Source organism: Patulibacter minatonensis DSM 18081 (assembly GCF_000519325.1).
Classification (GTDB): Bacteria; Actinomycetota; Thermoleophilia; order Solirubrobacterales; family Solirubrobacteraceae; genus Patulibacter; species Patulibacter minatonensis.
On record NZ_KI912613.1, the window covers coordinates 2,163,350 to 2,189,520 of the forward strand.

At 74.9% G+C, this 26,171-nt stretch carries 26 protein-coding genes and 1 pseudogene; 13 read left to right on the forward strand and 14 right to left on the reverse strand.

The genetic code is table 11. The features are described from left to right. The first annotated feature begins 341 nt into the window (after positions 1 to 341). The 3 genes from PATMI_RS0109915 to purB all read left to right on the forward strand — a co-directional run bounded on the left by PATMI_RS0109915 (position 342) and on the right by purB (position 4,253). Entirely contained in the window at positions 342 to 1,100 is a 759-nt protein-coding gene (locus PATMI_RS0109915) for a glycerophosphodiester phosphodiesterase (RefSeq protein WP_026910775.1), read from the forward strand. A gap of 415 nt (positions 1,101 to 1,515) precedes the next feature. Continuing rightward, positions 1,516 to 2,430, forward strand: a complete 915-nt coding sequence (locus tag PATMI_RS0109920) for a type IV toxin-antitoxin system AbiEi family antitoxin domain-containing protein (protein WP_026910776.1) — start codon at positions 1,516 to 1,518, stop codon at positions 2,428 to 2,430. Between the two features lie 542 nt (positions 2,431 to 2,972). Next, positions 2,973 to 4,253 carry an adenylosuccinate lyase gene (gene purB, locus PATMI_RS0109925; RefSeq protein ID WP_026910777.1) on the forward strand — a complete coding sequence of 427 codons (1,281 nt, stop codon included), beginning with the start codon at positions 2,973 to 2,975 and terminating at the stop codon, positions 4,251 to 4,253. Positions 4,254 to 4,267: 14 nt separating this feature from the next. Here the strand turns inward: purB and PATMI_RS28950 are convergent, their stop codons facing one another. From PATMI_RS28950 to PATMI_RS0109940, 3 genes are all read right to left on the reverse strand, one after another. Continuing rightward, a complete protein-coding gene (locus PATMI_RS28950; RefSeq protein ID WP_051471293.1) occupies positions 4,268 to 4,924 on the reverse strand; it encodes a haloacid dehalogenase type II in 657 nt (218 codons plus the stop codon). 77 nt (positions 4,925 to 5,001) lie between these two features. Further along, a complete protein-coding gene (locus PATMI_RS0109935; protein ID WP_026910778.1) occupies positions 5,002 to 5,448 on the reverse strand; it encodes a PPC domain-containing DNA-binding protein in 447 nt (148 codons plus the stop codon). Between the two features lie 368 nt (positions 5,449 to 5,816). Next, the gene (locus tag PATMI_RS0109940; protein ID WP_026910779.1) at positions 5,817 to 6,215 is read right to left on the reverse strand and encodes a hypothetical protein; all 399 of its coding nucleotides are present in this window, start codon (positions 6,213 to 6,215) and stop codon (positions 5,817 to 5,819) included. Between the two features lie 100 nt (positions 6,216 to 6,315). Between PATMI_RS0109940 and PATMI_RS0109945 the strand changes: the two genes are divergently transcribed. From PATMI_RS0109945 to PATMI_RS0109955, 3 genes are all read left to right on the forward strand, one after another. Beyond that, on the forward strand, positions 6,316 to 6,645 hold the full coding sequence (locus PATMI_RS0109945) for an ArsR/SmtB family transcription factor (protein ID WP_026910780.1): 330 nt from the start codon (positions 6,316 to 6,318) through the stop codon (positions 6,643 to 6,645). A 129-nt stretch (positions 6,646 to 6,774) separates the two neighbouring features. Further along, positions 6,775 to 7,482 (forward strand): TVP38/TMEM64 family protein, encoded by a 708-nt coding sequence (locus PATMI_RS0109950; protein WP_026910781.1) that lies wholly within the window; start codon positions 6,775 to 6,777, stop codon positions 7,480 to 7,482. A gap of 11 nt (positions 7,483 to 7,493) precedes the next feature. Next, the gene (locus tag PATMI_RS0109955) at positions 7,494 to 8,198 is read left to right on the forward strand and encodes a hypothetical protein (RefSeq protein ID WP_026910782.1); all 705 of its coding nucleotides are present in this window, start codon (positions 7,494 to 7,496) and stop codon (positions 8,196 to 8,198) included. Positions 8,199 to 8,247: 49 nt separating this feature from the next. Here PATMI_RS0109955 and PATMI_RS0109960 read toward each other — a convergent pair whose 3' ends face one another. After that, on the reverse strand, positions 8,248 to 10,206 hold the full coding sequence (locus PATMI_RS0109960) for a glycoside hydrolase family 2 protein (protein ID WP_026910783.1): 1,959 nt from the start codon (positions 10,204 to 10,206) through the stop codon (positions 8,248 to 8,250). 146 nt (positions 10,207 to 10,352) lie between these two features. Continuing rightward, positions 10,353 to 11,384, reverse strand: a complete 1,032-nt coding sequence (locus tag PATMI_RS0109965; protein WP_026910784.1) for an iron-siderophore ABC transporter substrate-binding protein — start codon at positions 11,382 to 11,384, stop codon at positions 10,353 to 10,355. Between the two features lie 252 nt (positions 11,385 to 11,636). Here PATMI_RS0109965 and PATMI_RS0109970 point away from each other — a divergent pair, with 252 nt between their 5' ends. Then, a complete protein-coding gene (locus tag PATMI_RS0109970) occupies positions 11,637 to 12,395 on the forward strand; it encodes an isocitrate lyase/PEP mutase family protein (protein WP_026910785.1) in 759 nt (252 codons plus the stop codon). Positions 12,396 to 12,473: 78 nt separating this feature from the next. Here the strand turns inward: PATMI_RS0109970 and PATMI_RS28955 are convergent, their stop codons facing one another. Then, positions 12,474 to 12,965: a YunG family protein gene (locus tag PATMI_RS28955; RefSeq protein ID WP_051471295.1), complete on the reverse strand. Its 492-nt coding sequence runs from the start codon at positions 12,963 to 12,965 to the stop codon at positions 12,474 to 12,476. 179 nt (positions 12,966 to 13,144) lie between these two features. On the opposite strand from PATMI_RS28955, the gene PATMI_RS0109980 reads away from it, so the two are divergent. Then, positions 13,145 to 14,329, forward strand: coding sequence for an acyl-CoA dehydrogenase family protein (locus PATMI_RS0109980; protein WP_026910786.1), 1,185 nt, complete (start codon positions 13,145 to 13,147; stop codon positions 14,327 to 14,329). A 9-nt stretch (positions 14,330 to 14,338) separates the two neighbouring features. Further along, positions 14,339 to 15,493, forward strand: a complete 1,155-nt coding sequence (locus tag PATMI_RS34315; protein ID WP_051471296.1) for an acyl-CoA dehydrogenase family protein — start codon at positions 14,339 to 14,341, stop codon at positions 15,491 to 15,493. Positions 15,494 to 15,573: 80 nt separating this feature from the next. Here PATMI_RS34315 and PATMI_RS0109990 read toward each other — a convergent pair whose 3' ends face one another. The 3 genes from PATMI_RS0109990 to PATMI_RS0110005 form a co-directional block, all read right to left on the reverse strand. Further along, entirely contained in the window at positions 15,574 to 16,458 is an 885-nt protein-coding gene (locus PATMI_RS0109990; protein ID WP_026910787.1) for a GGDEF domain-containing protein, read from the reverse strand. 298 nt (positions 16,459 to 16,756) lie between these two features. Then, on the reverse strand, positions 16,757 to 17,689 hold the full coding sequence (locus PATMI_RS28965) for a LysR family transcriptional regulator (RefSeq protein WP_051471297.1): 933 nt from the start codon (positions 17,687 to 17,689) through the stop codon (positions 16,757 to 16,759). A gap of 66 nt (positions 17,690 to 17,755) precedes the next feature. Next, positions 17,756 to 18,691: a LysR family transcriptional regulator gene (locus tag PATMI_RS0110005; RefSeq protein ID WP_026910788.1), complete on the reverse strand. Its 936-nt coding sequence runs from the start codon at positions 18,689 to 18,691 to the stop codon at positions 17,756 to 17,758. Between the two features lie 175 nt (positions 18,692 to 18,866). Between PATMI_RS0110005 and PATMI_RS0110010 the strand changes: the two genes are divergently transcribed. Continuing rightward, positions 18,867 to 19,292, forward strand: coding sequence for a hypothetical protein (locus PATMI_RS0110010; RefSeq protein WP_026910789.1), 426 nt, complete (start codon positions 18,867 to 18,869; stop codon positions 19,290 to 19,292). Between the two features lie 201 nt (positions 19,293 to 19,493). Here PATMI_RS0110010 and PATMI_RS28970 read toward each other — a convergent pair. Further along, positions 19,494 to 20,063, reverse strand: a pseudogene (locus PATMI_RS28970) (TIGR00645 family protein); the annotation flags it as partial. A 185-nt stretch (positions 20,064 to 20,248) separates the two neighbouring features. Between PATMI_RS28970 and PATMI_RS28975 the strand changes: the two are divergent. Beyond that, complete coding sequence (locus PATMI_RS28975; RefSeq protein WP_036725627.1) at positions 20,249 to 21,169, forward strand: phosphoribosylaminoimidazolesuccinocarboxamide synthase; 921 nt, start codon at positions 20,249 to 20,251, stop codon at positions 21,167 to 21,169. Positions 21,170 to 21,194: 25 nt separating this feature from the next. On the opposite strand, the gene PATMI_RS0110025 is transcribed toward PATMI_RS28975, so the two are convergent. Further along, entirely contained in the window at positions 21,195 to 21,560 is a 366-nt protein-coding gene (locus tag PATMI_RS0110025; protein WP_026910790.1) for a Na-translocating system protein MpsC family protein, read from the reverse strand. A gap of 459 nt (positions 21,561 to 22,019) precedes the next feature. Between PATMI_RS0110025 and PATMI_RS0110030 the strand changes: the two genes are divergently transcribed. Further along, positions 22,020 to 22,373 carry a hypothetical protein gene (locus PATMI_RS0110030; protein ID WP_026910791.1) on the forward strand — a complete coding sequence of 118 codons (354 nt, stop codon included), beginning with the start codon at positions 22,020 to 22,022 and terminating at the stop codon, positions 22,371 to 22,373. A 45-nt stretch (positions 22,374 to 22,418) separates the two neighbouring features. Here the strand turns inward: PATMI_RS0110030 and PATMI_RS28980 are convergent, their stop codons facing one another. Beyond that, positions 22,419 to 22,748, reverse strand: a complete 330-nt coding sequence (locus PATMI_RS28980; RefSeq protein ID WP_036725629.1) for a DoxX family protein — start codon at positions 22,746 to 22,748, stop codon at positions 22,419 to 22,421. Between the two features lie 134 nt (positions 22,749 to 22,882). On the opposite strand from PATMI_RS28980, the gene PATMI_RS0110040 reads away from it, so the two are divergent. Then, positions 22,883 to 23,938, forward strand: coding sequence for an aldo/keto reductase (locus PATMI_RS0110040; protein ID WP_026910792.1), 1,056 nt, complete (start codon positions 22,883 to 22,885; stop codon positions 23,936 to 23,938). Positions 23,939 to 24,153: 215 nt separating this feature from the next. Here the strand turns inward: PATMI_RS0110040 and PATMI_RS0110045 are convergent, their stop codons facing one another. Together PATMI_RS0110045 and PATMI_RS0110050 are read right to left on the reverse strand one after the other, a co-directional pair. Next, a complete protein-coding gene (locus tag PATMI_RS0110045; protein WP_026910793.1) occupies positions 24,154 to 25,353 on the reverse strand; it encodes a TolB-like translocation protein in 1,200 nt (399 codons plus the stop codon). A 10-nt stretch (positions 25,354 to 25,363) separates the two neighbouring features. Continuing rightward, a complete protein-coding gene (locus tag PATMI_RS0110050; RefSeq protein WP_026910794.1) occupies positions 25,364 to 25,546 on the reverse strand; it encodes a hypothetical protein in 183 nt (60 codons plus the stop codon). Between the last annotated feature and the right edge of the window lie 625 nt (positions 25,547 to 26,171).

Sequence of the window (26,171 nt, forward strand, 5' to 3'; positions counted from 1 at the left end):
AGGACCGTCGCCGAGCGCGCGGGCGACGAGAGGTGCGAGCGATGCGGCGTCGGCCCGTCGGACGGTCCATGCGCGCATCGGTCGGCCCGGCGGGCGGCAGCGATGCGGCGTCGGCCCGTCGGACGGTCCATGCGCGCATCGGTCGGCCCGGCGGGCGGCAGCGATGCGGCGTCGGCCCGTCGGACGGTCCATGCGCGCATCGGTCGGCCCTCGGCACGCGCGCGACGGCCCCGTCCCGTCCGTCGGGTCACGAAACCCCTGCGTATGGCGTTCACACGGGGACCACGGGCCGGTCACCGCGCGGTGACATCCGGGCGGGCGCGGGGGCGCACCCTGGGACCATGGCCGGTCTTCCCCCGCTCTACGCGCACCGCTTCGGGCGCGACAAGGGCCCCGACTCCTCGCGCAGGGCCCTGCGCCGCACCCTCGCCGGCGCCGTCGACGGCCTGGAGACCGACGTCTGCCTGACGTCCGACGACGAGCTCGCGCTGATCCACGACCCGTGGTTGACGCTGGGCACGACGGCGAAGGGCTGGGCCCATGAGACCCCGTGGGAGCCCACGCTGCGCGACTGCTTCCTCCGCGACCGCCACGGCGTGAAGACCGCCCAGACCCCGATGCTCCTGCAGGAGCTGTGGGACGCCGTGCCGAACGGCATGCCCCTGCAGCTCGAGGTCAAGTCCCACGGCGACCCGGAGCTCGCCGCCCGTTCCGCCGAGGCGATCTGCGACGCGCTCCAGGCCCGGCCCGAGCGCCACGGCGTCGAGGTCATCTCCTTCCACGGCATCGCCTGCGAGGTCGCCGCCGCGCGCGGTGAGGACGCCCGCCTCGTCGTCTGGTCCGACATCCCCGCCCGGGCCCTCCTGGACTGGGCGATCCACCACGGCGTCGGCGGCGTCTGCGTCGAGCCCCAGATCCTCCACCCGCGCCTGGTCGACGACCTGCGCTCCGGGGGCCTGAGCGTCACGAGCGGCACCATCAACGAGCTGGAGCTCGCCCGCCGCGTCGCGTCCCTCGGCGTCGACGCGATCACGAGCGACCGTCCGGGCGTCCTCCGCGCCGCCGACGTGGCGGAGCACGCCGAGGTGCTGGCGGGCTGAGGCCCGGCGGGGCGGTCGCCGCCGGGGCGGGCGGGCCGGCGGGCGCGGGGCCGCGGATTCCTGCCGTCCGCCGGCAACGATCCGCAGCACCACCCGCGCAGGCGCCGGCCGCCGCGGATTCCTGCCGTCCGCCGGCAACGATCCGCAGCACCACCCGCGCAGGCGCCGGCCGCCGCGGATTCCTGCCGTCCGCCGGCAACGATCCGCAGCACCACCCGCGCAGGCGCCGGCCGCCGCGGATTCCTGCCGTCCGCCGGCAACGATCCGCAGCACCAGCCCCGCCGGAGTCGTCGGCGCGGTCGTTCGCCCGCGGACCTGCCGTCGGCGTGCCTCGGTGCGAGATCGGAGCGGGTTCAGTGCGGTATCGGCACTGCTGGACACCCACGTTCCGCGACGGGACGAGCAAGATCGAGGCATGGACGACGCACGTCTCGCTCGACTCGCCGCCCGGCAGGGAGGGGTCTTCACGAGCGCGCAGATGAACGCCTGCGGCCTGAGTCCCTCCGGGGCGCGCCATCGCGTTCGGACGAGCCGCGTGTTCCGGGTTCGGAGGGCGGCCTACACGCTGAGCCCGCACCACGACGCGTTGACCGACCTGTGGGCCGTGATCCTCACGATCGACCCCGGGCGAGGGTGCCTGAGCCACTGGACCGCCGCCTGGATGCACCGGATGTGGCGGGCGACGGGCAGCCCGATCCACATGTCGGTGGTCGGTTCCGGCGGCCGCCGACTGCCCGGTGTCGTCGTCCACGCCCCGCGCATCCTCCTGCCGGACGACGTCGTGGAGGTCCGAGGGCTCCCGGTGACCAGCGCCGGCCGGACCGTCCTCGACGTCGCCGCGAGAGCCGGCGACGACACCGTCCGGCGCCTGATCCGGGAGGGTGAGGTCCAGGGACTCCTCCCCGCCGGCGAGATGCTCCGGGTGGTCGCGGCGCACCCGAACCACCCGGGCGCGGGCCGCGTGCGGCGGGTGGATCCCGGCACACCCGCGGATGCGCTCGGGCAGACGACCCTGGAGGACGAGCTCGACGCCTTGATCCGCGAGCTGCCGATGCCCGCGCCCGAGCGTCAACTCACGGTGCGGGGTGCCTCGGGTGCCTGGTACCACCTCGACTTCGGGTGGGGAACGGCGCGGCTCGCTGCGGAGGCCGACGGTCGATCGGTTCACGAGCGTGCGTCGGCGCTCGAGAGCGACCGGTTCCGGGACAACGATCTCGCGGCAGTCGGCTGGTTGACGATGAGGTTCACGGACCGCCAGCTCCGCCGTGGTCGCGCGGACGCGGGACGCCAGCTCGTCGCGGCCATGGCGGATCGAGGAACGTCCGCATGATTCGACACCCCGGGGTCGGGGTCGGGGTCGGCCCCGGTTGCTGCGGATTCCTGCGGCCCGGCGGCGGCGAGCCGCAGCACGAGGCGCAACGCAGCTGGCTGTTGCGGATTCCTGCGGCCCGGCGGCGGCGATCCGCAGCACGAGGCGCAACGCAGCTGGCTGTTGCGGATTCCTGCCGCCTGACGGCAGCGATCCGCAGCGTCACTCGCGTCGGCGCCGGCTGCTGCAGGTTCCTGCCGCTTGACGGCAGCGATCCGCAGCGTCACTCGCGTCGGCGCCGGCTGCTGCAGGTTCCTGCCGCCTGACGACAACGATCCGCAGCACTCGGCGCCCGCCCGCGCCCGCCCGCGCCGTTCGCTCTCGTTCACCCGCCGACGCCGTCCACGGCACGGTCCACCCGCGCGCGACCTACCAGGCGGTCTCCGGAACCGGCAAGGCCGCGGTCGACGAGCTGTCGCCGACCTCGGGTCCGCGCACGGCCGCCACCCCGCTCACCACCCCGGAACGCCCGCCCCCACGGCGATCCGCGAGAATCGCCCGCGATGATCCCGCGCTACACCCGCCCCGAGATCGGTGCCGTCTGGACCGACGACGCGAAGTTCGAGTCGTGGCGGGAGGTCGAGGTCGCCGCGTGCGAGGAGATGGCCGGCCCGACGGAGGACGATCTCGTCGCGATCCGCAAGGCGACCTTCACCGCGCAGGCGGTCCACGACCGCGAGAAGATCACCGACCACGACGTCGCCGCGTTCGTGGACGTGCTGTCCGCCGACGCCGGTCCCGGCGGCCGCTGGATCCACTACGGCCTGACGTCCTCCGACGTCCTCGACACCGCGCTGGCGCTGCAGATCCGCAAGGCCGGCGAGATCCTCGTCCGCGGGGCCCACGAGGTCGCCGAGACGCTGGCGACGAAGGCCCGCGAGCACGTCCACACCGTCTGCGTCGGCCGCACGCACGGCGTGCACGCCGAGCCGACGACGTTCGGCATCAAGCTCGCCGGCTTCGCCTTCGAGGCCGACCGCAATGCGAAGCGCCTCGAGGCCGCGTTCGCGCAGGTCGCCGTCGGCGCGCTGTCCGGCGCGGTCGGCACGTACGCCGCGACGTCGCCGGAGTTCGAGGAGCGGGTCCTCACGCGCCTGGGTCTCGAGCGGGAGCTCATGTCCACGCAGGTCATCCCGCGCGACCGCCACGCCGAGCTGCTGCAGGCGATCTCGCTCGCCGGCGCCGGCCTCGAGCGCCTGGCCACCGAGATCCGCCACCTGCAGCGGACGGAGGTGCGCGAGGCCGAGGAGCCGTTCAAGAAGGGCCAGAAGGGCTCCTCCGCGATGCCCCACAAGCGCAACCCGATCACGACGGAGCGCATCACCGGCCTCGCCCGCGTCCTCCGCGGCTACGCCCAGGCGGGCGTCGAGAACGTCGCCCTCTGGCACGAGCGCGACATCTCCCACTCCGGTGCCGAGCGCGTGATCCTGCCCGACGCCACCATCGCGCTCGACTACATGCAGTCGCTCGCCACCCGCGTCGTCTCGGGCCTCGTCGTCCACGAGGACCGGATGCTCGAGAACCTGCAGCTGACCTCCGGCGCCCTGTTCTCCCAGCGCCTGCTGCTCGCCCTGATCGAGACGCAGGGCCTCGTCCGCGACGAGGCGTACCGCACCGCGCAGGAGCTCGCCCAGCGCGCCTGGGACACCCGGACCCCGCTGAAGGACCTCGCCGCCGCCGACGAGCGGTGCGCGGGCCTCGACCTCGACCTCGTCTTCGACCCGAGCTTCCACACGCGCTACGCCGACGAGATCGTCGGCCGTTTGGCGACCGCAGGGCTGTAGGTCCCGCCGCCGGCTCAGCCCGCCGCCCGCAGGCGCCCGGCCAGGACCTCCGCGATCCCCGCGAGGTCGTCCGCCCGGTGGTCCGGCGCGGCGCCCATCGGGCCGAGGACGGTCTCGCCGCGGGCGACCCACGCGGTGCCGAGGCCGGCGTCCGCGGCGCCGTCGACGTCGAACGCGTGCGCGGCGACCAGGACCGCCTCGTCCGGGGCGATCCCGAGCCGGTCGACGGCGTAGCGGTAGACCCGGGGATCGGGCTTGAACGCCCGGACCTCCTCGACGCCGAGGATCGCGTCGAAGCGGTCGGCGAGCCCGGCGGCCTCCAGCGTCGCCCGGCCGGCCACGGAGCCGCTGTTGGTCAGCGCGGCGATCCTCCACCCCGCGTCGCGCAGCACGTCGAGGGCGTCCGAGGCGTCGGGCCACGGCGGCAGGTGCGACGCGCGCTCGACCGCCGCCTCGACGCCCGCCGGGTCCAGCCCGTGGCGCCCGGCCGTGGTCTCCAGCGCGCCGCGCACGTGCTCGGACAGCGGGCGGAACCGGCCGAGGATCGTGTCGATCATCGCCGTCCCGATCGCGTCCCGGAGGATCCCCGGGCCGAGGTCGGGCCGGCCCCACGGCTCGCCGAGCGCCGACGGATCGGTCAGCGTGCCGTTGACGTCGAAGACGATGAACACGGTCCGACGCTACCCCGCTCCGGGTGACGGCACCCGGCCCGCCCCGGACCGCGGGCCCGGAGCGGTCGCGGGGGCGCTCACGCCCCGTCCGACAGCCCCGGATCGATCAGCGCCTGCCGCGACTCCGGGTCGATCCGCTTGCGCAGGTGCGCGGGGGAGACGTCGAGGACGAGCTCCACCGTGGGGCGGACCCGGCCCTCGATCAGGTGCCCGCCGTGCGCCGTGCCGTCGCCCTTGCCGAGGACGACGTGGGCGTGGACGACGGGCTCGTCGTCCTGCAGCGCGACGTCGCCCTGCAGCGACAGCACCTCGACCTGCTCGTCGATCGGGATCCGGCGGTAGTCCTTCGCCTCCCAGTCCAGCCAGCCGACGACCGCGGACGAGAACGCGCCGACGGCCGTGAACCGGGCGGCCGTGATGCCCGCACCACGCACGTGCTCGGTCATCGCGGCGACGAGCTCGTCGCCGGTCTCGAACACGAGGAGGACGCTCGAGCCGTCGGGGGTCAGGGGCGTCGCGCGCATGGCGGGACGGTGCCCGTCGGTCCCGATGGCGAAACCGGGCCCGCCCGACGGTGCGGCGTCGGTCGCGTGGGCCGGCGGTCGGGCCGTCACGACGACGCGCGCAGCCCGATCGCGTCGGCCTGCCGGCGACCACCCCACGACGACGGGGGCCACGGCCCTCCCGGCCGCGACCCCCGCGTGTCCCGTGGCGCGCGCGTGCCGCCGCGACGCGCCGGCCGGCGGGGCCGCGGTCCTCCGGCCACGGCCCGCCCCGCGCGGACCGTGGCCGGGCGGCGACCGCACACCGGCCCGGGGCGCTCCGACCGGAGAGGTCGGACCGCTCCGGACCGGGCACGGCGTCGACCGCCGGGCCCGGATCCGCGCCCCGGTCAGCGGACCAGGTGCTCCTCCCGGTGCGCGGCGGGCGACGACACCTCGAGGGCGTGGACGACCCGCTCGGTGCGGAGCTCGTGGATCACGAGGCCGAGGGCGCCGAGGGCGGCGTAGGCGATGCCGACCACGAGGGTGACGTCGAGGAGCGTCCCGGCGCTCCAGGCGAAGCTCGCGACGACGGCGAAGACGCCCAGCACGGCGGTGAGGGCGTCGACGCCGCGGTGGGCCTCGCCCCGCGCGGTGTCGTACGCCCCGTAGGCGCCGGCGAGGGCGGTGAGCACGCCCACGGCGAACAGCCACCACTGGGCGGCCCCGGAGCCGACGCCCTGGCTGACGACGGCCAGGAAGGACCCGAGGGTGAAGACGCTGAGATCGGACGCGAAGCGACGGATCATGGGACGACCTTTCGTATTGACGTTGATCGATGTCCTTGGTCCAAGGTAGCGCTGGTATCGAATGTTGTCAATATCGAGCGGGCTCGATACCGTGGCGCCCGTGGCGTTGCCGTTCCTCCATCGCGCGGGCCCCCTGACCGACGCGCCGCTCGCCGACGAGGACGCCGTCGAGCTCGCGCGGCTGCTGCACGCGCTCGCCAACGAGCAGCGGCTGAAGATCGTCAGCCTGCTCCTGCATCACCCGCAGCGGGCGATGAACGGGGGCGAGATCCAGGCGGCGCTCGGGCTCAGCCAGCCGACGACGAGCCACCACCTGGCGCGCCTGGCGAAGGCCGGGCTGCTCGAGCGCGAGCGCGACGGCAGCTTCGTCCGCTTCCGCGTCGCGTCGGTCGCGTTCGAGCGGCTGCGCGGCGTGTTCGCCGAGGGCTGACGGCGAGGCCCCGCTGCCGGACGCCGCGCGAGCGCATCGAGGACGACGGAGGCGGGTCACCCCGCGCGGCCCGTCGAGGTTCACCACCGGGCCACCTCCGCGGGGAGCCGCCCCCGTAGCGTCTCCGGGATGGAGGGGGAGCCGGCGTCGCGACGCCCCACGTTGGTGGTCGGGCTCCTCGCCGTGGCGCTGACCGCGATCCTCGTCGTCCTCGCCCTGCAGGTCCCGGAGCTCCACGACGCGCTCCGTCACGTCCTCGACGGCGACACCGGCGCGCTCCGGACCCAGCTGCGCGACCTCGGTGTCTGGGGCGCGCTGGTGCTCGTCGTCCTCGTCCTGCTGCACACCGTGATCCCGTACCCGGCCGAGCTCGCCCTCGCGGTCGCGGGGTACGTCTACGGGTTCTGGATCGGCGTGCCGCTGATGCTCGTCTCGTGGCTCCTGACCGGCCTCCTGGGCTACGCGCTCGGCCGGTCGATCGGCGCGCCGGCGGCCCGCCGGCTGCTGGGAGCCACGCGGGTCGACCGGATGGCCGCGATGCTCGAGAACGCCGGGGCCTACCCGCTGCTGGCGTCGCGGCTGGTGCCGATCGTGCCGTTCACGCTGGCGAGCGTCGTGCCCGGCGCCCTGCGGGTCCCCCTGCGGCGCTTCGCGTGGACCACGGTCGTCGGCTACGTGCCGATGACGTGCGTCGTCGTCCTTCTCGGCGGCAGGCTGGAGCACCTCTCGCTCGGCGACCCGCTCCTGTGGCTGGCGGTGGCCGCGGTGATCGGGCTGCTGGTCGTCGCGCGGCCGGTCCTGCGACGCGTCGAGCGCCGCGCGGTCCGATCCTCGTAGGCTCCGGCCCGATGGCCGACGATCCGCTCCTTCCGCTCGCTCCCCGTCAGCTCCGGGTACTCGGGGCGGCGATCGGCTCGTCCGTCGCCGCGTACCGCCCGAAGGCCGGCTCCGACCGCCTGCCGCGCGTCCCCGAGCAGGTGCTCGTGGCGCTCGTCGGCGAGCTGCGGGCCGAGCTCGACCCCCAGCGCTCGTCGCCGGGGCGCGTCCACGCCCACGCCCGCGTGGCGACCCGGGCGGCGGTGCCCGGGGCGTTCGGTGCCCCGGGCCTGATCCCGACCGAGGTCGTGGGGCTCGTCGAGCAGGCCCGCGCCGGGGTGGCGGCGGCGGTCGACCGCGCACCGCACCGCTCCGACGCCGCGATCGCCGGCGATCTGCTGATCGCCTGGGGGCTCCTGGACGACGCCGCCCAGGCGGACGCGATCGCCGACGGCAGCAGCGAGCGGTCGCTGCTGGACGCCCTCGTCGTGCGGGGCGGCCAGCTGCTCCGCGACGCCGTGCCGGAGCGGTGGACGCCGTGGTCGACCCTCCGGCTGCTCTGGCGGATGCGGCAGCTGCCGGGGCTCCGTCAGCGGTTCTCGGCCAAGGGCCTCCGGTCGCGCGGGCTGCGGGCGATCCCGGTCCTCGGCGCCGTGCCGTCGGCGGTCGGCTCGTGGCGCGAGATGACCGCGTTCCAGCACCGGCTCTCGACGCACCACCGAGCGATCGGCCTCTGAGGGCGACCGGGGGCTGCGGCGCCCGCCCCGCCCCGGTCGGCGGCGGGGCTCAGCGCCCGTACTTGGAGCGGACGGGCGCCCCGACGGCCCAGGTGCTGCCGTCGAGCCGGTTGCGCGCCGAGTACCAGACCGGCTTGGGCTTGCCGTAGTAGGTCAGGAGGCCCTTGCGGTGGATGCCGTCCTTCTTGGCGAACTTCGACGGCGTGCCGCCCGTCCAGCCCGGCTTGATCCCGAACTCGCGGACGGTCCAGTAGAGCGCCCCCGACAGGTCCTTGCGCGAGTCGATGACGTTCATGATCCGGTTGAAGTACACGTTCTGGAACTGCAGCGTGCCCTTCTTCGTCCTCGCGCCGTTGCGGACGCCCTCGGCCCCCATCTCGGTGATGGCCATCGCGGCGGCGGGGTACTGCTTGCGGATCCGCGTCAGGAACGGCGCGAAGTCCTTGAAGCGTCCGGTGGAGTGCCCGGGGCGCCCGTCGTACCAGCCGAAGTACGTGTTCAGGCCGAGCACCGGGAACGCCCCGTACGCCTGCTGCGCCGGGTAGCCCGGGTAGTTGACGAGGTCGATCGCCGCGGGCACGGTCGGGTCGAGGGCCTGCGTGTCCGACCGGGCCTTCGCGAGGTAGTCGACGGCGCCCTGGTGCTTGTCGATGACCGGGGAGAGCTCGTTGGCGACGGAGTGCACGATCACCGACGGGTGGTTCCGGCTGGCGATCACCGCGCGCTGGTTCGACCGCAGGGCGCGCTCGCGCAGGCCCGGGTCGTCGAGGCGGGTGGTGCTCTGGTAGATCGGCGCCTGCGACCAGACCATGATGCCGGCGCGGTCCAGCGCCGAGAGGAGGCGCTCGTCCAGCGTGTAGTGGGCGCGCGTGACGTTGGCCTTGACGTCCTCGAGGTCCTGCACGATGCGCTGGACGTCGGCGTCGCTGAGGCCCGCGCCGCGGCCGGGGAGGTCCTCCTGGATCGACCCGCCGCGGAGTCGCAGCTCGCGCCCGTTGAGCTGGAGTCGCGACCCGACCGCCGTGACGGAGCGGAAGCCGATGCGGCGCACGATCCGCTGCTCGATCGACGTGCCGGAGACGAGCTCGATCGTCGCGGTGTAGAGCACCGGCGAGGACGGCGACCAGAGCCGCGCGCGGGGCGCGGGCACGTCGACGGAGACGCTGCGCTGCGCCCCGCCGCCGACCGTGCCGAGGTCGCGGTCGTCGGCCGCCAGCTGCTGGCCCTTGTCGTCGGTGAGCGTGACGCGGGCGCGCAGCGGCAGGGCCGCACCGGTGCGGTTCTGCACGTCGGCGCGGACCCGCACCGAGCGGTCGCAGACGTCCGGGCCCGTGCACGTGGCGGCGCCCTGGACGGCCGGGTCGACCGTGTTCAGGTGCGCGCGCGGGACGAGGGTGACGGGTCGGACGATGCCCGTCCAGTTCCACCAGCCCTCCGACAGCGGGCTGGGCCGGCGGCCGTCGACGCGGACCACCACCGTGACCGTCCTGCCCGCGCTGTCCTGCGGCAGCTCGACCTCGAACGGCGAGTACGGGTCGTCGTTCTGCACGAGCTCGCGGCCGTCGAGGTAGACCGACGCGATGCGGCGGACGCCCTCGAAGCGCAGCGCCCAGGTCGATCCCGCGTCGGCGGCGGGGACCTGGAGCTGCCGCTTGTACCACCAGACCGAGCCCGCGTAGCTGGCGGGGGTCGGCTGCGGCTGCGTGACGTCGGGGATCGCGACGGCCGTCCACCCGGCGCCGGCACCGCTGGGTCGCGCGGCGGCGACCCCGTCGTCGGCGGGGTCCTGCACGCGGCTCCACCCCGACGCCAGCGACTGCGCGTCGGGCGGGACGCGGCCACCCGCCGGCCCGGTGACCGGGGCCAGCAGGTCGCCGAGCGGGTTGCCCGTCGACCCGGCGGCGCCGTTCGCCGATCCGGCCCGCAGCGCGAGCAGCGCCAGCAGCACCAGGACCCCGAACGTGGCGGTCGCGATGAGGAGTCGGCGCGCGGCGGGAACGCGCCGCATCGGTGGGCCTGATGAAGGGACGATGCCCACGATCATGCCGGATGCGGCACCCGCGCGACGCCGATCGTCCGTCCCGGGGCCCGGAGGGCCGCGCGGACGGACCCGCGCAGCGGCTCCGGCCCCGCGGGAGGGTGGGGCCGACCGGCCTACTGCGCCGGCGGGACCTTCGTCGCGGGGTCGCCGTCGACCGCGGCGACGAGCTGCGGCACGACCTGCTTCAACAGGTACGGCCGGCTCAGCGGGCTGTTGTAGCCCAGGGCGCCGGCGAACGCGTCGGTGGCCTTCACGTTGATGACGCGGCCCTCCTTCACGGCCTTCAGCCGCTGGTAGAGCGGGTCGTCGAGGATGCCCTTCTCGTCGTCCGAGATCAGCACGAGGACGTCCTGGTCGAGGACGTCGAGCCGCTCGCGACTGATGTTGTCCTCCTGGTAGTCCTTGCCGTTGACCTTCGGCGTGACGAAGCCGAGGTCGGTGAAGAACTGCTGGCGCAGGTCGTCGTCTCCGAGGTTGAAGAGCGTGCCGCCGGACTCGAACGCCACGGTCAGCTTCCTGCCCGCGAACTCCGGGTGGGCCTTCTTCGCGTCGTCGAACTGCCGGTCGACGTCCGCGACGACCTCCTTCGCCCTCGTCTCGCGCCCGAGCGCCTTCCCCGTGTCGAGCAGCTGGCGGTCCCACGGGACGGCACCCTCGCCGAAGTCCTTCGTCTGCGCGATCGTCGGGGCGATCCCGCTGAGCTTGCCGTACATGCCCTTGTCGATGAACGAGTAGATCCCGAGGATCACGTCGGGCCGGGCCGCGGCGAGCTTCTCGATGTCGATGTCCGTCGAGCCGATGTACTGCGGCGTCGGGTCGCTGTCCGCTCCGGGCGCCCACGGACGGGTCTTGAACGGGAAGTCGCCGATGAACTCGCGGACGGCGACCGGCTTGACGCCGAGGGCCAGCGCGAAGTCCTGCTCGTTGAAGCCGGCCGTCGCGACGCGCTCCGGGGCGGCCTTCACGGTCGTCGTGCCGAACGTGTGGGTGATCGTCACCGGGAAGGGGCCCGGCGCGTCGGCGGAGGCCGTCGTCCCGGCGGTGGTCCCGGCGCCGCCGGCGGTCGTCGAGGCGTCGTCGTCGGAGCCGCAGGCCGCGAGGGTGAGCGCGGACAGCACGGCCGCGACTGCGTGGGAAAAGCGCATCAGGTGACCCTAACAGTGACGCGCTCCGGGTGGCGCGTCGCCGCTCGTCGGGCGCTCGGTCGCCGAGCCGGACCCCGGCGCGGACCGGCCGCGCACGGAGGTCGCGACGGCGGGGCGCCGGGCCATCGGCAGCGGGTGTCCAGGCCGCACGACCGGACCCGACCCCGTTCCTGCCGGGGCGGGGCGGGCCGGATGCGACACTCGCCCCACGGGCCGGCGCTCCGCCGGCCACCCACCCAGACGGAGGACCCCATGGCTGACGACCGGACCGTGAAGAACGCGCAGCGCCTGAAGGAGCTGCACGGCGGCGGAGGGACGCTGGTCCTGCCGACCGTGTGGGACGTCTGGTCGGCGAAGGTCGCCGTCGACGCCGGCTTCGACGCGCTCACGATCGGCAGCCACCCGCTGGCCGACTCGCGCGGCGCGAAGGACAACGAGGGTCAGACGCTCGACGAGGTCCTGACGGCCGTCCGGCCGATCATCGCGGCCGTCGACGTGCCGATCTCCGTCGACCTCGAGGCCGGCTACGGCGCCGACCCGAAGGACCTGATCGCCGGGCTGATCGACGTCGGCGGCGCGGGCCTGAACCTCGAGGACACCGTGCACTCCGAGGGCGGGCGCGTCCGCACGACGGAGGAGCACGCCGCGTACATCGGCGGCCTGCGGGCGGCGGCGGACGACGCCGGCGTGCCGATCGTCGTCAACGGCCGCACGGACCTCTTCGCGCACGCCGAGGACCCCAAGTCGGTGCTGGACGAGGCGATCGAGCGGCTGAAGGCCCTCGTGGCCGCGGGGGCCGACACGGTCTACCCCGTGAAGATCCACGACGACGACGAGCTGATCTCCGCCGTCGTGCAGGCCATCGACGTGCCGGTGAACATCACGGCGTTCCCCGGGAAGTCCTCGCTGGAGCACCTGAAGGGGCTCGGCGTCGGCCGCGTCTCGTACGGCCCGCTGCTCCAGCTCGCGCTCACCGAGCACACGCAGGAGCTGCTGGCGCGCTGGAAGTAGGGGTGCGGGGCCCGCCCCGAGCGCCTCGGGTGGGGAGCGCGCCGGACCTCGGCGGGCTCGTGGCACCCGCCGGCGGAGTCAGTGCCAGTGGCCCTCGGCGGACGGCCCGACGTCGGTCTCGTCGTCCGCGCCGACGGCCGCCGCGTCCTGGGCGATCGGGTTCGGCGGCAGGTCGATCTCGACGCCGAGGATCGTGCCGACGCGGCCCGCCAGCAGGTGCGCGCGCTGGGGGTCGCCGTCGATCACGGGCTCGGTGACGATCTCCGGCCCGAGACCCTCGCCGTCGAGGAACTGGTCGAACGAGAAGTCGACCTGCTCGCCGGAGGGGAGGACGTTCCAGGCGTGGCCGTCGGGGGTGCGCTCGCCGTCGCGGTCGAGCACGGTGGCGATCACGATGTCGCCGCCGTAGAGGGCCCGGATGACGAGGGCCGAGACGGCGCACTGGCCGAGCGCGGGGTTCTCGGGCGACCAGCTGTGCGGATCGTCGGAGGTCTCCATCGACCAGGACGCGCGGAGCGCCTGCTCGACGTCGGCGAGGGCCGGGAGCGCGTTCGTGGGGGAGGGAGCCATAACGGCATGGTCACACGGACGACGGGTACGGCGTGTGCGCACGGCACACGGGGGCGACGGCCGGGCCCCGCCCTCCGACCCAGGTCGTAGCCTGGGGGCGACCCGGTCGGCGCCCCTGCGCCGCCCGGCCGGCGCGGGGCGACCCTCCCGGAGCACGCACCACCCACCGAGGAGCAGCCGTGGACCTGACCTTCACCCCCGAGCAGCTGGCCTTCCGGGACGAGCTGCGGGCCTGGCTGGCCGAGCACGGACCGGCCGGGTCGCTGGGCGAGGAGCCGGACGACGAGGACGAGTCCTGGGAGTGGCGCCGCGAGTGGCAGCGCACGCTCTCCGAGGGCGGCTGGGCCGGCGTCCACTGGCCGAAGGAGGTCGGCGGTCGCGGTGCGTCCCTGACCGAGACGGCGATCTTCTTCGAGGAGCTCGGGCGCTCCGGCTCGCCGCTGCCCGCCGACGTCCTCGGGATCCTGCTCGCGGGCCCGACGCTGATGTCGTGGGGCGACGACGCGCAGCAGGAGCGCCTGCTGCCGACGATCCTCTCCGCCGACGAGACCTGGTGCCAGGGGTTCTCCGAGCCCGACGCCGGCTCGGACTTCGCCGCCGTCAAGACGCGCGCGGTGAAGGCGGACCCGGACGACCCGGACTCCGACTGGCTGATCACCGGCCAGAAGGTGTGGACCTCCGGGGCGCAGTACGCGAAGTGGTGCATGCTCGTCGCGCGGACGGGTGACGGTCGCGGAGGTCAGGAGCCCGGTGCCAAGAAGCACCAGGGCCTCACGTACTTCGTGCTCGACATGGAGCAGGAGGAGGTCGACGTCCGGCCGCTCGTGCAGATCACCGGCTCGCCGGAGTTCAACGAGCTGTTCCTCACCGACGCGCGGGTGCCGCAGTCGATGGTCGTCGGCGGGGTCGGCAACGGCTGGAAGGTCGCGCTGACCACCCTCATGAACGAGCGCGCCGGTCTGGCGTTCTTCCTCCAGGTCCGGCTGCGGCAGGCGCTCGACCGCCTCGTCGCGGTCGCGCAGGAGAACGGGAGCTCGGAGGACCCGGTCATCAGCGACCGGCTCGCCGACCTGCACCTGCGCACCGAGGCGCTGCGGCTGATGGCCTGGAAGGGCCTGACGGCGATCGAGCAGTACGGCCAGCCGGGCCCCGAGGGCTCGCTGACGAAGTGGCTGTGGAGCGAGACGAACCAGCTGCTCGTGCAGCTCGCGGTCGACGTCGTCGGCGCGGAGGCGCTGACCGCCGACTCCCGGTGGGGCTACGAGCTGCTGCGTGCGCGCGGCAACTCGATCGAGGGCGGCACCACCGAGATCCAGAAGACCATCATCGCCGAGCGCGTGCTCGGCCTTCCCCGCGCGAGCTAGGAGCCGGACATGCGATTCGACCTCTCCGAGGACCAGCAGGAGATCCAGCGCGCGGCCCGCGACCTGCTCGGCGGCCGGGCGACGTTCGCGCAGCTGCGGACCGTCGTGGCAGAGAAGGACGCCGAGCCCACCGGCATGCCGGACCTCTCCCGCACGCCGGGCGAGGACGCCGCGCTGACCGCCGAGCTCGCGGAGCTCGGCTGGACCGGGATCGCGATCCCGGAGGAGCACGGCGGCCAGGGGCTCGGGCTCGTCGAGCTCTGCGCGATCACCGAGGAGCTCGGGTACGCCGTCGCGGCCGTCCCGTACCTCGGCACGGTCACGGCAGCGCTCGTCGTCCAGCACGAGGGCACCGAGGACCAGCGCGGCGACTGGCTCCCGCACCTCGCGTCCGGGCAGCTGCGCGGCGCGACGACCTACACCGGCGACCGCGTCCCCGTGCCCGGCGCGACCGACGCGGCGCTGCTGCTCGTCGGCGACCCGCACGGTGGCCCGGCGGCGCTCTACGCCCCGGGTGCCGGCATCGCGGAGGACGCCGAGGCCGTCGACCCGACGCGCGGCCACGGCCGCATCCCGATCCCGGAGCTCGACCCGGAGGAGGAGCTCAACCCGCGCGGCGAGTGGCTCGGCGGCACGCCGACGCCGTCGGGTGCGGGCTTCGACCGCGCGGCGGTCGTCGTGGCCGCCGAGCTCGTCGGCGTGGTCCAGCGCGCGCTCGACATGACGGTCGCGTACGTGAAGGAGCGCAGGCAGTTCGGCGTGCCGGTCGGCTCGTTCCAGGCCGTGCAGCACGGCGCGGCGCAGATGCTCCGCGACGTCGCGATGGCCCGCGTCCTGACGTACAACGCCGCGTGGACCGCCGACGCGCTGTCCGCCGCGGAGGACGAGGGCGAACGTGCCCGCCTGGCGGCCGAGCTGCCGGTCGCCGCGGCGATGGCGAAGGCCGCGGCCTCCGACGCCGGGCGCACGGTGACGGCCGCCGCGGTCCAGCTCCACGGCGGCATCGGCTTCACGTGGGAGGCGGACGTCCACTGGCTGCTCAAGCGCGCGCAGGTCGACGCGGCGCTGCTCGGCGGTGCCGGGCACCACCGCCGACGGATCGCGACCCGCACGTCGTCGGTCCCGGTCCCCGAGCCGACGGCGGACGAGCCGGCGACCGACTGACGGTCCGGTCCGCCCGCACCCGGGGCCGGGAGCGCCGGACCGCGGGTGGTGCCGGTCCGTCCCGGGGCCGGATCCGGCGGTCAGCCGCGTGCCGCGAGCACGGCCGTCCCGTCCGCGCCCGCGTGCTCACCGCCGGTCGCGCGGTCGAGGACCTCGTGCGCGTCGTCGCCCGGGTGGGCGACCAGGGTCTCGATCGACGCCGTGAGGTCGTGGCGCCGGCGGAGGCGGGCGTGCCATCCGGCCGACAGCGGCAGCGCGGCGCGGCGGACGGCATCGTCCTCGACGCCGGGGAGGAGCACGACGAACCGGTCGGCGCCGTGGCGGCCCGTGACGGCGTCCTCGGCGACCAGCTGCTCGACGAGGTGCGCGGTCTCCTGCAGCACGTCGCCGTCGCGGTCGCCCGTGAGGTGGATCGGCCGCGACGGGTCGGTGGCGTGGACGTGGAGCGAGATCAGGCCGACCGGGCCGTCGACGAGCAGCTCCTCGAGGCGGTGGGCCAGCAGGCGGCGGTTCGCGAGTCCCGTCAGGCCGTCGCGGTCCGCGCGGTGGTGCTGCGCGCGCTCGGCCTCGCGACGGCGCGTCACGTCGGTGTGGACGACGACCGCGCCGACGCCGTCGACGCCGATCGTCGACGCGCGGAGGTGGAACCAGCGGACCGCGCGGCCCCGTCCGCGTGAGTACTCGACCTCGAAGGTGTCGCGCTCGCCCGACAGGACCGAGCGCACGCCCGCGGCGATGGCGCGGGACTGGGCGTCGCCCGAGGCGGCGCTGGACAGCGGGTCCTGGTCGTGGCGGCCGCGGTCCGCGTCGTCCGCGTCCGCCTGCTCCGACGCCCGGCGCGCACGGTTGACGTGCAGCACGCGTCCGCCGGGCCCGAGCAGGGTGACCTGCTCGCCCATCGCGTCGACGGCGGTGCGGAGGGCCTCGAGGCTCGAGGCGTCGGTGGGGAGCGTGGGTGCGGACATGGGACGTGGGTGCTGCGGTGCGGGACGCCGGGGCGACCTCGTCGTCCGGTGGAGCACCACCGGGCGTCCATACCCCGGAGCCGGAGCTCGCATGCGGGGCGACGGACGCGCATCGGGGTTCCTGGCCGATGCGCGGTGGGTCCAGCCTAGCGTCCGCGCGGATCGGCGTCGACGGGTCCCCACGGACGTCGGGTGATCATCCGGATCGGGTTGCGATCGTGCGGCTTGGCCGGGGCGGCCCGGCGCACCGGCGGCCGTCCGGTCGACCACCGCGCCGGCGGTCCGGCCGGCCGGCGCGTCAGGCCTCGGGGCCCGGCGCGATCTCGCTCGCCAGCCACCGCCACAGCTGCCGCGCGGGCTCGGCGCCGGCGCCCGGGACGTTCGTGCGCGGGCGGCGACGGACCGCGCGCAGCTCGCGCCGCAGGTCGGCGCCGCGGACGCTGCGGATGACGAGCGACCCCGCGTCGACCTCGTGCGCGACCGCGAGGGGGGAGAGGAGGGAGAAGCCGCCCCCGCCGGCGACCGAGCGCTTGACGGTCTCGAGGCTCTGGGCCTCCAGCGCGGGCTCGAGGCGGACGCCGGCCTTGGCGAGCGCGTCCTCGGCGACCGTGCGCGTCCCGGACGCGGGCTCGCGCGTGATCCACGGCTCGCCGACGAGCTCCCGGACCGCGATCGTGCGGCGCGCCGCCCAGCGGTGGTCGGCGGCGACGACCGCGACGAGCTCGTCGCGGCCGAGGACGAGCGTCTCGAGGCCCGTGGCCTCCCCGCCGTGCTCGACGAAGCCCAGGTCGGCGTCGCCCTCGCGGACGGCCTCGAGGACCGCGGGGGAGTTGCTGATCCGCATCGTCGGGTGGAACGACGCGCCGGTGCGTCGGTGGGCGGCCAGCCAGTCCGGGAGCAGGTACTCGCCGACCGTGTGGCTCGCCGTGATCCGCAGCGTCTCGTGCCGCGCCGACCGCTCCGCGCGCAGCAGCTCGGTCGCGCGACGCAGGGTCTCGAGCGCCCGGCGGGCCTCCGGGTAGAGCGACCCGCCCGGCGCGGTCGGCCGCACGCCGTAGCGGCCCCGCTCGAGCAGCACCGTGCCGAGCTGCGCCTCGAGCCGCGCGATCCGCTTCGTGACGGCCGACTGCGTCAGGTCCAGCGCGTCGGCGGCGCCGCCCATGGTGCCCGCCTCGATCGCCGCGACGAACGCTTCGAGGTCGTGCGTCGAGGGCAGGATCGGACGCTGCATCACCCGCAGTGTATGCCTGCTGGGAATGGGTGTCGCGGGTGGGTGGACGGCTGCACGGGGGGGTCGTCAGGCCCCGGCGGCGACGCCCTCGCCGAGTCCGCCGACCGCCCGGTACGCCGACGCGGCGTCGCCGAGCGCGGTGACCATCGCCGCGTCGACGGCCGAGCCCGCCCGGGTCTCCAGCGTCATCGCGACGATCCGGCGCACGATGTGGGCGTCGAGCGGCCGGACGACGATGTCGGCGCGACGGCCCGTCAGCGCGAGCTCCGGGATCATCGCTGCCGCGAGGCCCGCGGCGACGAGGCCGAGCGCCGCGCCGTAGTCGTCGACGTCGTAGGAGCGCTCGGGCGTGAACCCCTCCTGCTCGCACGCGTAGAGGACGACCTCGCAGTCCGGGCACGTCGTCGGGGTCCCGATGATCAGCTGCTCGCCGGCCAGCGCGGAGACGGGGACCTCGTCGAGGTCCGCGAGCGGGTGGTCCGGCGGCAGCGCGATGAGGAACGGGTCGTCGATCAGCGGCTCCGCGCGGACGCCGGGCGGTGGGGTGCGCGCGAGGCCCATGCTCGAGACGGCGACGTCGAGCAGGCCCTGCGTCAGGAGCTCCTGGGCGGGGCCGGGCTCGACGAGCGAGAAGTCGACCTGGACGTCCGGGTGCCGGTCGCCGAACGTGCGCAGCGCCGACGGGACGAACGACGCGATCGTGCTCGGGAACGCGGACACGCGCACCCGGCCGCCGCGCAGGCTCGCGATCGCCTCCATCTCCGCCTGCGCGGCGTCGACGCGCGAGAGGATGTCCTCGGCGTGGCGCAGGAGGGCCTCGCCGGACGCGGTCAGGCGGGCACCGCGCGGCGTGCGCTCGACGAGGGCCTGGCCGGCCTGGCGCTCGAGCATCGCGAGCTGCCGCGAGACGGCCGGCTGGGTGTAGTCCAGGGCGTCCGCCGCCGCGGAGATCGACCCGCGGCGGGCGACCTCCCGCAGGACCCGGAGGTGCAGGAGCTCCATGCCTCCGAGGGTAGGGCGCCCCGGAGGTGCCGTCCATGCGCATCGGGCATGGGCCCCATGCGGCGCGCGGGGACCCCTCGGGGCGCATGGCCGCCATGCGGAGGTGCGATGGAGAACACGGCCCGGAACGCGCACCGTGGAGGTCACCGGAACCCCGGCCGAAAGGACCACCCCCGTGACCACCCCGACCTCCGCTCCCCTCGACGCCTTCCTCCGCGGCGTCGACCGCCGTGCCGAGCTCCACGCCGGCCTGCTGGCCGGCGGCCGGCGCCGGCCGGACGAGCAGTTCGAGCTCCGGCCCGCCCTCCCCGGCGACACCGCGGTCCTGAACGCGATCGCCCTCCGCGACGGCGTCCCGGTGCCGCCCGGTCCGCTCCTGCTCGCCGAGGCCGCCGGGGTCCCGATCGCGGCGATCGGCCTGGAGAACCGCCGGATGATCGCCGACCCGACGTGGCCCACCGATCGCGCGATCGACGCGCTGCAGGCCGCCGCGGCCGAGCACCCGCGGTGGCCCGGAAGGCTGCGCCGGATGCGGGCCGCGCTGCAGGGCCTGTCCGGGCGCGCCGGCCGGCGCGACGCGCGCGGCGCCGTGGTGCGCTGACGCGACGACCGGCCGCTGGGTGCGAGGCCGGCGCGGGCGGCCGCGGCAGCCCGCGCCTCAGCCGCCGGGCTCCGGTGCGGGTTTCGTCGCGTGCCGGGTGCTCGCGCGCGTCGGCTCGTGCGATGCGGCCTCGCCGCCCGGCACCCGGGACCCCGGCCCCGGGGCGGGGGCGACCGTCGCCGCGACCGCGTCGCCGTGGCCGTGGTCGCCGTGGGCGTGCATGCGCTCCATCAGGAGCGCCTTCTGCGAGAGCCAGTCGATGAACGACAGGGCGACGGCGGAGACGATGAACGCCATGTGGATGATCGTCTGCCACATCATCACGTCGTTGGAGGGCCCACCCGGCTCCCCGGCCTCGATGAACGTCTTCAGCAGGTGGACCGACGAGATGCCGATGATCGACATCGCCAGCTTGACCTTCAGCACGTTCGGGTTGACGTGCGAGAGCCACTCGGGCTGGTCGGGGTGACCCGCCATCCGGATGCGCGACACGAAGGTCTCGTAGCCGCCGATGATCACCATGATCAGGAGGTTGGCGATCATCACGACGTCGACGAGGCCGAGGACGATCAGCATGATCTCCGCCTCGCTCAGGCTGCTGAAGTCGACGACGAGGTGCTTGAGCTCCTTCATGAACTTCGCCACGTAGACGCCCTGCGCGACGATCAGTCCCAGGTACAGCGGGGCCTGGAGCCAGCGGCTGAAGAAGATGGTCCCGCCGATGTACCGGCCGAAGCCGCCGTCGTGCGGGGTGGGGGTCGGGGTGCTCACGGGTCTGGAGGTCGTCCTGTGCGTGGGTCGGGGTACGGCGGGAACCGCGGCCGCGGAGTATCGCCCCGGCGCCTGAAGCGAGCGTCAAGACGCCGAACGGGCGGTATCGTGCCAGATGAGCGGCAAGGTGCCGTGCGTGCCCGCGGGTCGATCCGTCCGGTCCGCGGACGGGTAGCCTGCCCGCCGTGAGCAGCCTCGACGCCCTCCGACTCGTCGCCCGCGGCAAGGTCCGGGACATCTACGACGTCGGGGACGGCCGGCTCCTGCTCGTCGCCTCGGACCGGATCTCCACCTACGACGCGGTCCACCCGAACTCGATCCCCGGGAAAGGCGCGGTCCTGACGGGCGTCTCGGCGTTCTGGTTCGACCAGACCGCCCACATCGTCCCCAACCACGTCGTCAGCTACACCGACGGCGTCCCGGTGGAGGCCCGCGGTCGCGGCGTCGTCGTCCGGAGGCTCACGATGCTGCCGATCGAGGCGGTCGTCCGCGGGCACATCACCGGCTCGGCGTGGACGGACTACCTCGCGACCGGCGTCGTCTCCGGCATCGAGCTGCCCGCCGGGCTGAAGGAGAGCCAGGAGCTCCCCGTGCCGCTCTTCACCCCGTCGACGAAGGCGGACGTCGGGGACGGGCACGACGAGGCGATCGACTTCGCCCGGGCCGCCGAGCTGCTCGCACCGCTGGCGGAGGACGGCGACGGCGACGCCCTGGCCACCCGCGTCCGCGAGGCCGCGGTCGCCCTGTTCCGCCACGCCCACGAGCACGCGCGCTCCCGCGGCGTGATCCTCGCCGACACGAAGTTCGAGTTCGGCCTGGACCCCGAGACCGGGCAGCTCGTCCTCGGCGACGAGGCGCTGACGCCCGACTCCTCCCGCTACTGGCCCGCTGACGGCTTCGAGGTCGGCACGACCCCGCCGTCGTTCGACAAGCAGTACGTCCGCGACTGGGCGACCGCGTCGGGCTGGGACAAGACCCCGCCCGCGCCGGCGATCCCCGACGACGTCGTCGCCGGCACCCGCGAGCGCTACGCCGAGGCGTACGAGCGGATCACCGGCGAGCCGCTGTCCGCCTGGTACGAGCGGACGGGCGCCGGGACGGGCTGAGGCCCGCGGCGCGATCCCGGCGGCGTCACGCGACGGGATCGCCCAGGAGGAAGATCTCCACGGCGACGTCGGGCTCGATGTTGTTCGTGCTCATGAACGCCGAGATCTCCCGGCCGGTGATCTCGGAGACCCGCGCGTTGACCCGCTCGCGCATCGTCGCCTGGTAGGCCGAGCGCACCGCCAGGACCTCGTCCGTGAAGCCCGCCTTGACGAGCTCCTGTTCGCCGACCGACAGGGTGTTCGAAAGGAACACGACGATGGATTCCGGGCTCATCATCACCCGCGTCCCGACGGGGCCGCGGCCGGTGACCTCCCGGAGGCTCGCGACGACGGCGTCGGCGATCTCCTTCCTGATCCGGGTGGTGCCGGCGGCGGGCCGTTTCGGGCTCATCGGGTGCTCTCCCTGGCCCTCCTCGGATGATGCCGGTACGCGCGCGGAGAGCACGAGGAGCGACCGGCCACCCGATGACCGCCGCTGAGGCGGGGACCGGGTCGGAGGATCGTCCCACCTCCGTCCCCCGGCGTCGAGGGGCGGGCACCGGTCCGCCGGACGCCCGGCGTGTCAGCCGCGGGGTAGCATGCCGGACTTCAGCAGAGCGACGATCGTCTCGTCCCGCACAGAGGGCACCCGGTTCTCCCCCGACGGCCGGCGGTCATCGCGCGCGACGTCCGACCTCGGGTCACGGTCATCCCTCGGGCGCCCACGACGAGGCGCGACACCACGGCAGTGCGAGCGAGGACCCGTCGCGACCACTTCCGCGGGGTCGCCCGACGCGACCGGAGGTCCGTCCCGCATGTTCCGCAGTCCTCAGTGCTCCGCCGTCCGACCCGGATTCCCGGGAGGTTCGCCATGACCGGGCCGGGACCGTCGCCGGAGGACGTCCTGGTGCAGGCCCGCTCGGTGCTCGACCGCGTCGTCCTCGTCGCCGAGCGCTGGCGGGCGGGCATGGTCGGGCCCGAGGAGCTCGACGAGATCGCCCGGGCGGCCGGGGACCTCCCGGCCGCGTTCGAGCGCGCCGCCGATGGGTTCGAGGGCGCCGACGAGCTGGAGGTCGTTCTCGCGATCCGCGACGTGGTCGGGGCGGCGCTGTCGGCGGTCGACGGCCTGTTGCGCCAGGTCGACACGTGGCGTCCGCCGACGGGTGGCGGGGCGGACGTCCCGGCGTCGCGGGACCCGGCCCGAGGGCGTCCGCCGGAGCCGTGACCGACGGCGCGCGGCGGCGGTGGTCGGGCCGGACCGCGCGGGGCGTCAGACGTTGACGAGCACCAGCACCGCGAGCAGCGCCGTGATCGGCGCGGCCGCGGTCATCGCCGGCGCGTCCTGCGCCTTGACGTGGACCCAGGTGGCGATCGCCATCGCGACGATCATCCCGAGCGCCGCCACGATCGCCGCGCCGTCGTTCGCGAGGCCGACGAGGGCCAGGACCGCGAGGACGACCTCGATCGCGCCGATCGGCTCGCGCAGGGTCGCGTCGATCGGCCAGCGATCGAAGTTGTCGCGGGTGAACTGGACGCCCGCGATCTTCGCCGCGCCGGCGGCGCCGAAGATCACGGCCAGGAGCACCAGGAGCACGGTCATACGACGACTCTACCCCCGGGATCCGGCGTCTTCACGGCGCGGGGAGCCGCGGAACGGTGGTGCTGCCCGACGTCGCCGGCCCGCGGAACCTGCCTCGTCACCGCCGCCCGGCCGCACCGTCGTATGGTCGATCCATGGAATTCCGCAGCCTCGGTCGCACCGGCATGCAGGTCAGCCCCCTCTGTCTGGGGGCCATGATGTTCGGGGCGTGGGGGGAGCCCGACCACGACACGTCGATCGGGATCATCCACCGCGCCCTCGACGCCGGCATCAACTTCATCGACACGGCCGACGTCTACTCGCAGGGCGAGTCGGAGATCATCGTCGGCAAGGCCCTCGCCCAGGGGCGCCGGGACGACGTGATCCTGGCGACGAAGTTCCACGGTCCGATGGACGTGCCGATGGGCGCGCCGGGCGGCGACCCGAACAAGAAGGGCAACTCGCGCCGCTGGGTCGTCCAGGAGGTCGAGAACTCCCTCCGCCGCCTCGGCACGGACTGGATCGACCTCTACCAGGTGCACCGCCACGACCACTGGACGGACCACGAGGAGACGCTGTCGGCGCTGACCGACCTGCGGACCCAGGGCAAGATCCGGGCGTTCGGCTGCTCGACGTACCCCGCGCACGAGGTCGTCGAGGCCCACTGGGTCTCCGAACGCCGCGGCCTCGCCCGGTACGCCACCGAGCAGCCGCCGTACTCGATCCTCGTCCGCGGCATCGAGGCGGACCTCCTGCCCGTCGCCGAGCGGCACGGCATGGGCGTGATCCCGTGGAGTCCGCTCGCGGGCGGCTGGCTGACGGGTCGCTACCGCAAGGGCCAGGAGGCGCCGAAGAGCGCCCGCGCCGAGCGGATGCCCGGGCGCTACGACCTCTCGAAGCCCGGCAACCAGGCGAAGCTCGACGCCGCCGACGCCCTGGCCGTCCTCGCCGAGGAGGCCGGCATCACCCTCGTCCACCTCGCCCTCGCGTTCGTCCTCCAGCACCCGGCGGTGACCTCGCCGATCGTCGGTCCGCGCACGATGGACCAGCTCGAGACCCAGCTCGGTGCCGTCGACGTCACCCTCACGAAGGACGTCCTCGACCGCATCGACGAGATCGTCCCGCCCGGCGTGACCCTCTCCGCCGAGGACCGGGGCTACGTGGCGCCGGCCCTGGCGGACCCGTTCCTGCGGCGGGCGCGCACGGCCTGAGGGCGCGGCGCGGCGCGGCGGCAGTCGGGGTGGGGGATCGGAGGTCGATCCTGGTCGGAGAGCGACCATCCGCGACCACCCGCCGCGACGTGTCGGGACACAGGGTCGATCCTGGTCGGACACCGACCGTTCCTGACCGCCCGCCGCGCGCTGCACCACGGACGCCGCCGGCGCGATGGGGATCGTCCGGCGAGCCGAGTCGGACGACCCGTCCGTCAGAACGACCGCGCGTCGTTCGGGAACGCCGCGGCGACGTCGACGGCGCTTCCGCGGGCGACGGCGCGGCCGAGGCTCCGCGCGCCCGGTGGGACGAGGTACAGGCGCTCCTCGTCGCCGTCGCCACCCTCGCGGACGGCGACCCGGCCGTCGGCGAGGACACCCAGGACGGCGAGGCTCCGCCCGTCGAGGCCGGTCAGCGAGACCCCGAGCTGTCTCGTCGACCCGTCGGCGGCGAGCGTGGCGAGGTCGAGACGCGTCACGTCGCCGGCGGCCAGCCGGTAGCGGGCGCCGAACGCGACGGCGTCCGGGGCGCCGCCGAAGGGCAGGAAGGGAACCGTCCGCCCGCCCGCGATCGGGCCCGCGGAGAGGGTGTGGACGGTCCCGTCCGGACGGAGGATGCGCGTGCGGACGCGGGAGAACCCGGGTGCGTCGTCGTCGATGTCGCGGACGTCGAGGACACCCCACACCAGTCCGGAGGAGGTCCACGTCGGCGGGGTCGGGAGCGACGTCCTCCGACCGCTGACGCGCGTGCGCTCCAGGATCCGTCCGCGCCCGTCCGGGCCGCGCACGACGAGGTCGCCGGCCGAGACCCCGTCGGTCCTCCGCGCCGTGCGGACGTACGCGACCGACGCGCCGTCCGGTGAGATCGTCGCCCCGTACTCGGAGATGAGGTCGCGGCCGACGGTGGTGCAGCGGACGACGGGCTCGACGGTGCAGCGGGCGAGAGCACCCTCGACGATCAGCACGGTCCTGCCGTCCGCCGACCACCGGGCCTCCGCGTCCCCGTAGGCGTCGTCGGCGGGGATCCGCACCGGTCGCCCGCCGGTCGTGATGGGCACGAGCGAGGCGTCCTGGTCGCCGATCACCACGAGGTGACTGCCGTCGCGGCTGAGCGCGGGGCGACCGCCGGACCGCGTGCCCGAGCTCGGAGCCGACCGCAACCAGGCGACCGTGCGGGCGGGGACGCCGGGCGCGGCCACGCGGACGCGGGAGCCCTCGGTCCACGCGAACGACGCCGGCGGACCGGCGGCGATGGTGCGCGGCAGGAGATCGGACGTTCGAGCGACGTCGGTCGGCGCGGTCGTCTCCGGTGCAGTGCTCGCGGCGGTCGCGGTGCTCACGCAGGGAGCCGCGGCGGCGAGCCCCACCATCGAGGCGACGACCGGGAGGCCGCGGGAGAAGGAACGGAGGGTCACACGCACGACCTCAGTATCCCCGGGCGTCGTTCGGGAAGGCCACCGCGACGTCGGCCGCGGCGCCGCTCGCCAGCGCCGGTCCGAGCCGCTGGCCGGACCGGACGAGGTGGACGGCCTGGTGGGGGTGGTCGAGGTCCCCGCCGTCGAGGCGGACCGCGAGGCGCCCGTCGGAGGTGACGCCCAGGATCGACACGTACGGTCCTTGCGATCGGTCAGCGTGACGCCGCGCGACGCGACATGGCGGCAGGCGACCGCCGGCTCGACGGTGCCGCGGGAGATGTCGTCGGTGATCGCGAGGAGGCTCCGTCCTTCGGGGACCCAGCGGATCCGCACGAACCCTTCCGCGTCGACCGGCAGCCGCACGGGAGCGCGCCCGCCGCGACGGGGACGATCGACGCGCCGAGCGGCTTGCTGACCGCGAGGTACCGGCCGTCCCCGCCGAACGTCAGGTTCAGGGCGAGCGGCCGCGGGCCCTTCAGCCGCGCGACGGTCCGCGCCGCCGCCCCGGGCGACGAGACCCGGATGCGGCGACCGTCGACCCAGGCGACCAGCGCCGGCGGTCCCGCCGGGGCGGGCGCCGCCTCGAGCTCGGTCGGGACGGTCGTGTCCGGTCCGGCGGGCGTGGCCGCCGGGGTGGCTGCGGGCGGTGTCGCAGCGGCGGGTGCGGTCCGACCGGTGGCGGGGAGCGCGAGGAGCAGCACGGCGCTGGTGGTGGTGGTCGCGAGGAGCGCCGCAACGGCCGGCGCTGCGGTCGATCCACGTATGCGTACACCACATCCGCGGAGGGCGGTCGCCTCGGGGCGGCGGCCGGCGCGTGC

Bases quoted from the DNA above. Each gene is read 5' to 3' on its own strand.
- PATMI_RS0109950 (WP_026910781.1), top strand. From the start codon at position 6,775: ATGGAGGGGGAGCCGGCGTCGCGACGCCCCACGTTGGTGGTCGGGCTC.
- PATMI_RS28955 (WP_051471295.1), bottom strand. From the start codon at position 12,965: ATGGCTCCCTCCCCCACGAACGCGCTCCCGGCCCTCGCCGACGTCGAG.
- PATMI_RS0109940 (WP_026910779.1), bottom strand. From the start codon at position 6,215: ATGATCCGTCGCTTCGCGTCCGATCTCAGCGTCTTCACCCTCGGGTCC.
- PATMI_RS0109960 (WP_026910783.1), bottom strand. From the start codon at position 10,206: ATGCGGCGCGTTCCCGCCGCGCGCCGACTCCTCATCGCGACCGCCACG.
- PATMI_RS0109990 (WP_026910787.1), bottom strand. From the start codon at position 16,458: ATGTCCGCACCCACGCTCCCCACCGACGCCTCGAGCCTCGAGGCCCTC.
- PATMI_RS0109970 (WP_026910785.1), top strand. From the start codon at position 11,637: ATGGCTGACGACCGGACCGTGAAGAACGCGCAGCGCCTGAAGGAGCTG.
- PATMI_RS34315 (WP_051471296.1), top strand. From the start codon at position 14,339: ATGCGATTCGACCTCTCCGAGGACCAGCAGGAGATCCAGCGCGCGGCC.
- PATMI_RS0109955 (WP_026910782.1), top strand. From the start codon at position 7,494: ATGGCCGACGATCCGCTCCTTCCGCTCGCTCCCCGTCAGCTCCGGGTA.
- purB (WP_026910777.1), top strand. From the start codon at position 2,973: ATGATCCCGCGCTACACCCGCCCCGAGATCGGTGCCGTCTGGACCGAC.
- PATMI_RS0110030 (WP_026910791.1), top strand. From the start codon at position 22,020: ATGACCGGGCCGGGACCGTCGCCGGAGGACGTCCTGGTGCAGGCCCGC.
- PATMI_RS0110025 (WP_026910790.1), bottom strand. From the start codon at position 21,560: ATGAGCCCGAAACGGCCCGCCGCCGGCACCACCCGGATCAGGAAGGAG.
- PATMI_RS0109920 (WP_026910776.1), top strand. From the start codon at position 1,516: ATGGACGACGCACGTCTCGCTCGACTCGCCGCCCGGCAGGGAGGGGTC.
- PATMI_RS0110005 (WP_026910788.1), bottom strand. From the start codon at position 18,691: ATGGAGCTCCTGCACCTCCGGGTCCTGCGGGAGGTCGCCCGCCGCGGG.
- PATMI_RS28980 (WP_036725629.1), bottom strand. From the start codon at position 22,748: ATGACCGTGCTCCTGGTGCTCCTGGCCGTGATCTTCGGCGCCGCCGGC.
- PATMI_RS0110040 (WP_026910792.1), top strand. From the start codon at position 22,883: ATGGAATTCCGCAGCCTCGGTCGCACCGGCATGCAGGTCAGCCCCCTC.
- PATMI_RS0109915 (WP_026910775.1), top strand. From the start codon at position 342: ATGGCCGGTCTTCCCCCGCTCTACGCGCACCGCTTCGGGCGCGACAAG.
- PATMI_RS28965 (WP_051471297.1), bottom strand. From the start codon at position 17,689: ATGCAGCGTCCGATCCTGCCCTCGACGCACGACCTCGAAGCGTTCGTC.
- PATMI_RS0109965 (WP_026910784.1), bottom strand. From the start codon at position 11,384: ATGCGCTTTTCCCACGCAGTCGCGGCCGTGCTGTCCGCGCTCACCCTC.
- PATMI_RS0109935 (WP_026910778.1), bottom strand. From the start codon at position 5,448: ATGCGCGCGACGCCCCTGACCCCCGACGGCTCGAGCGTCCTCCTCGTG.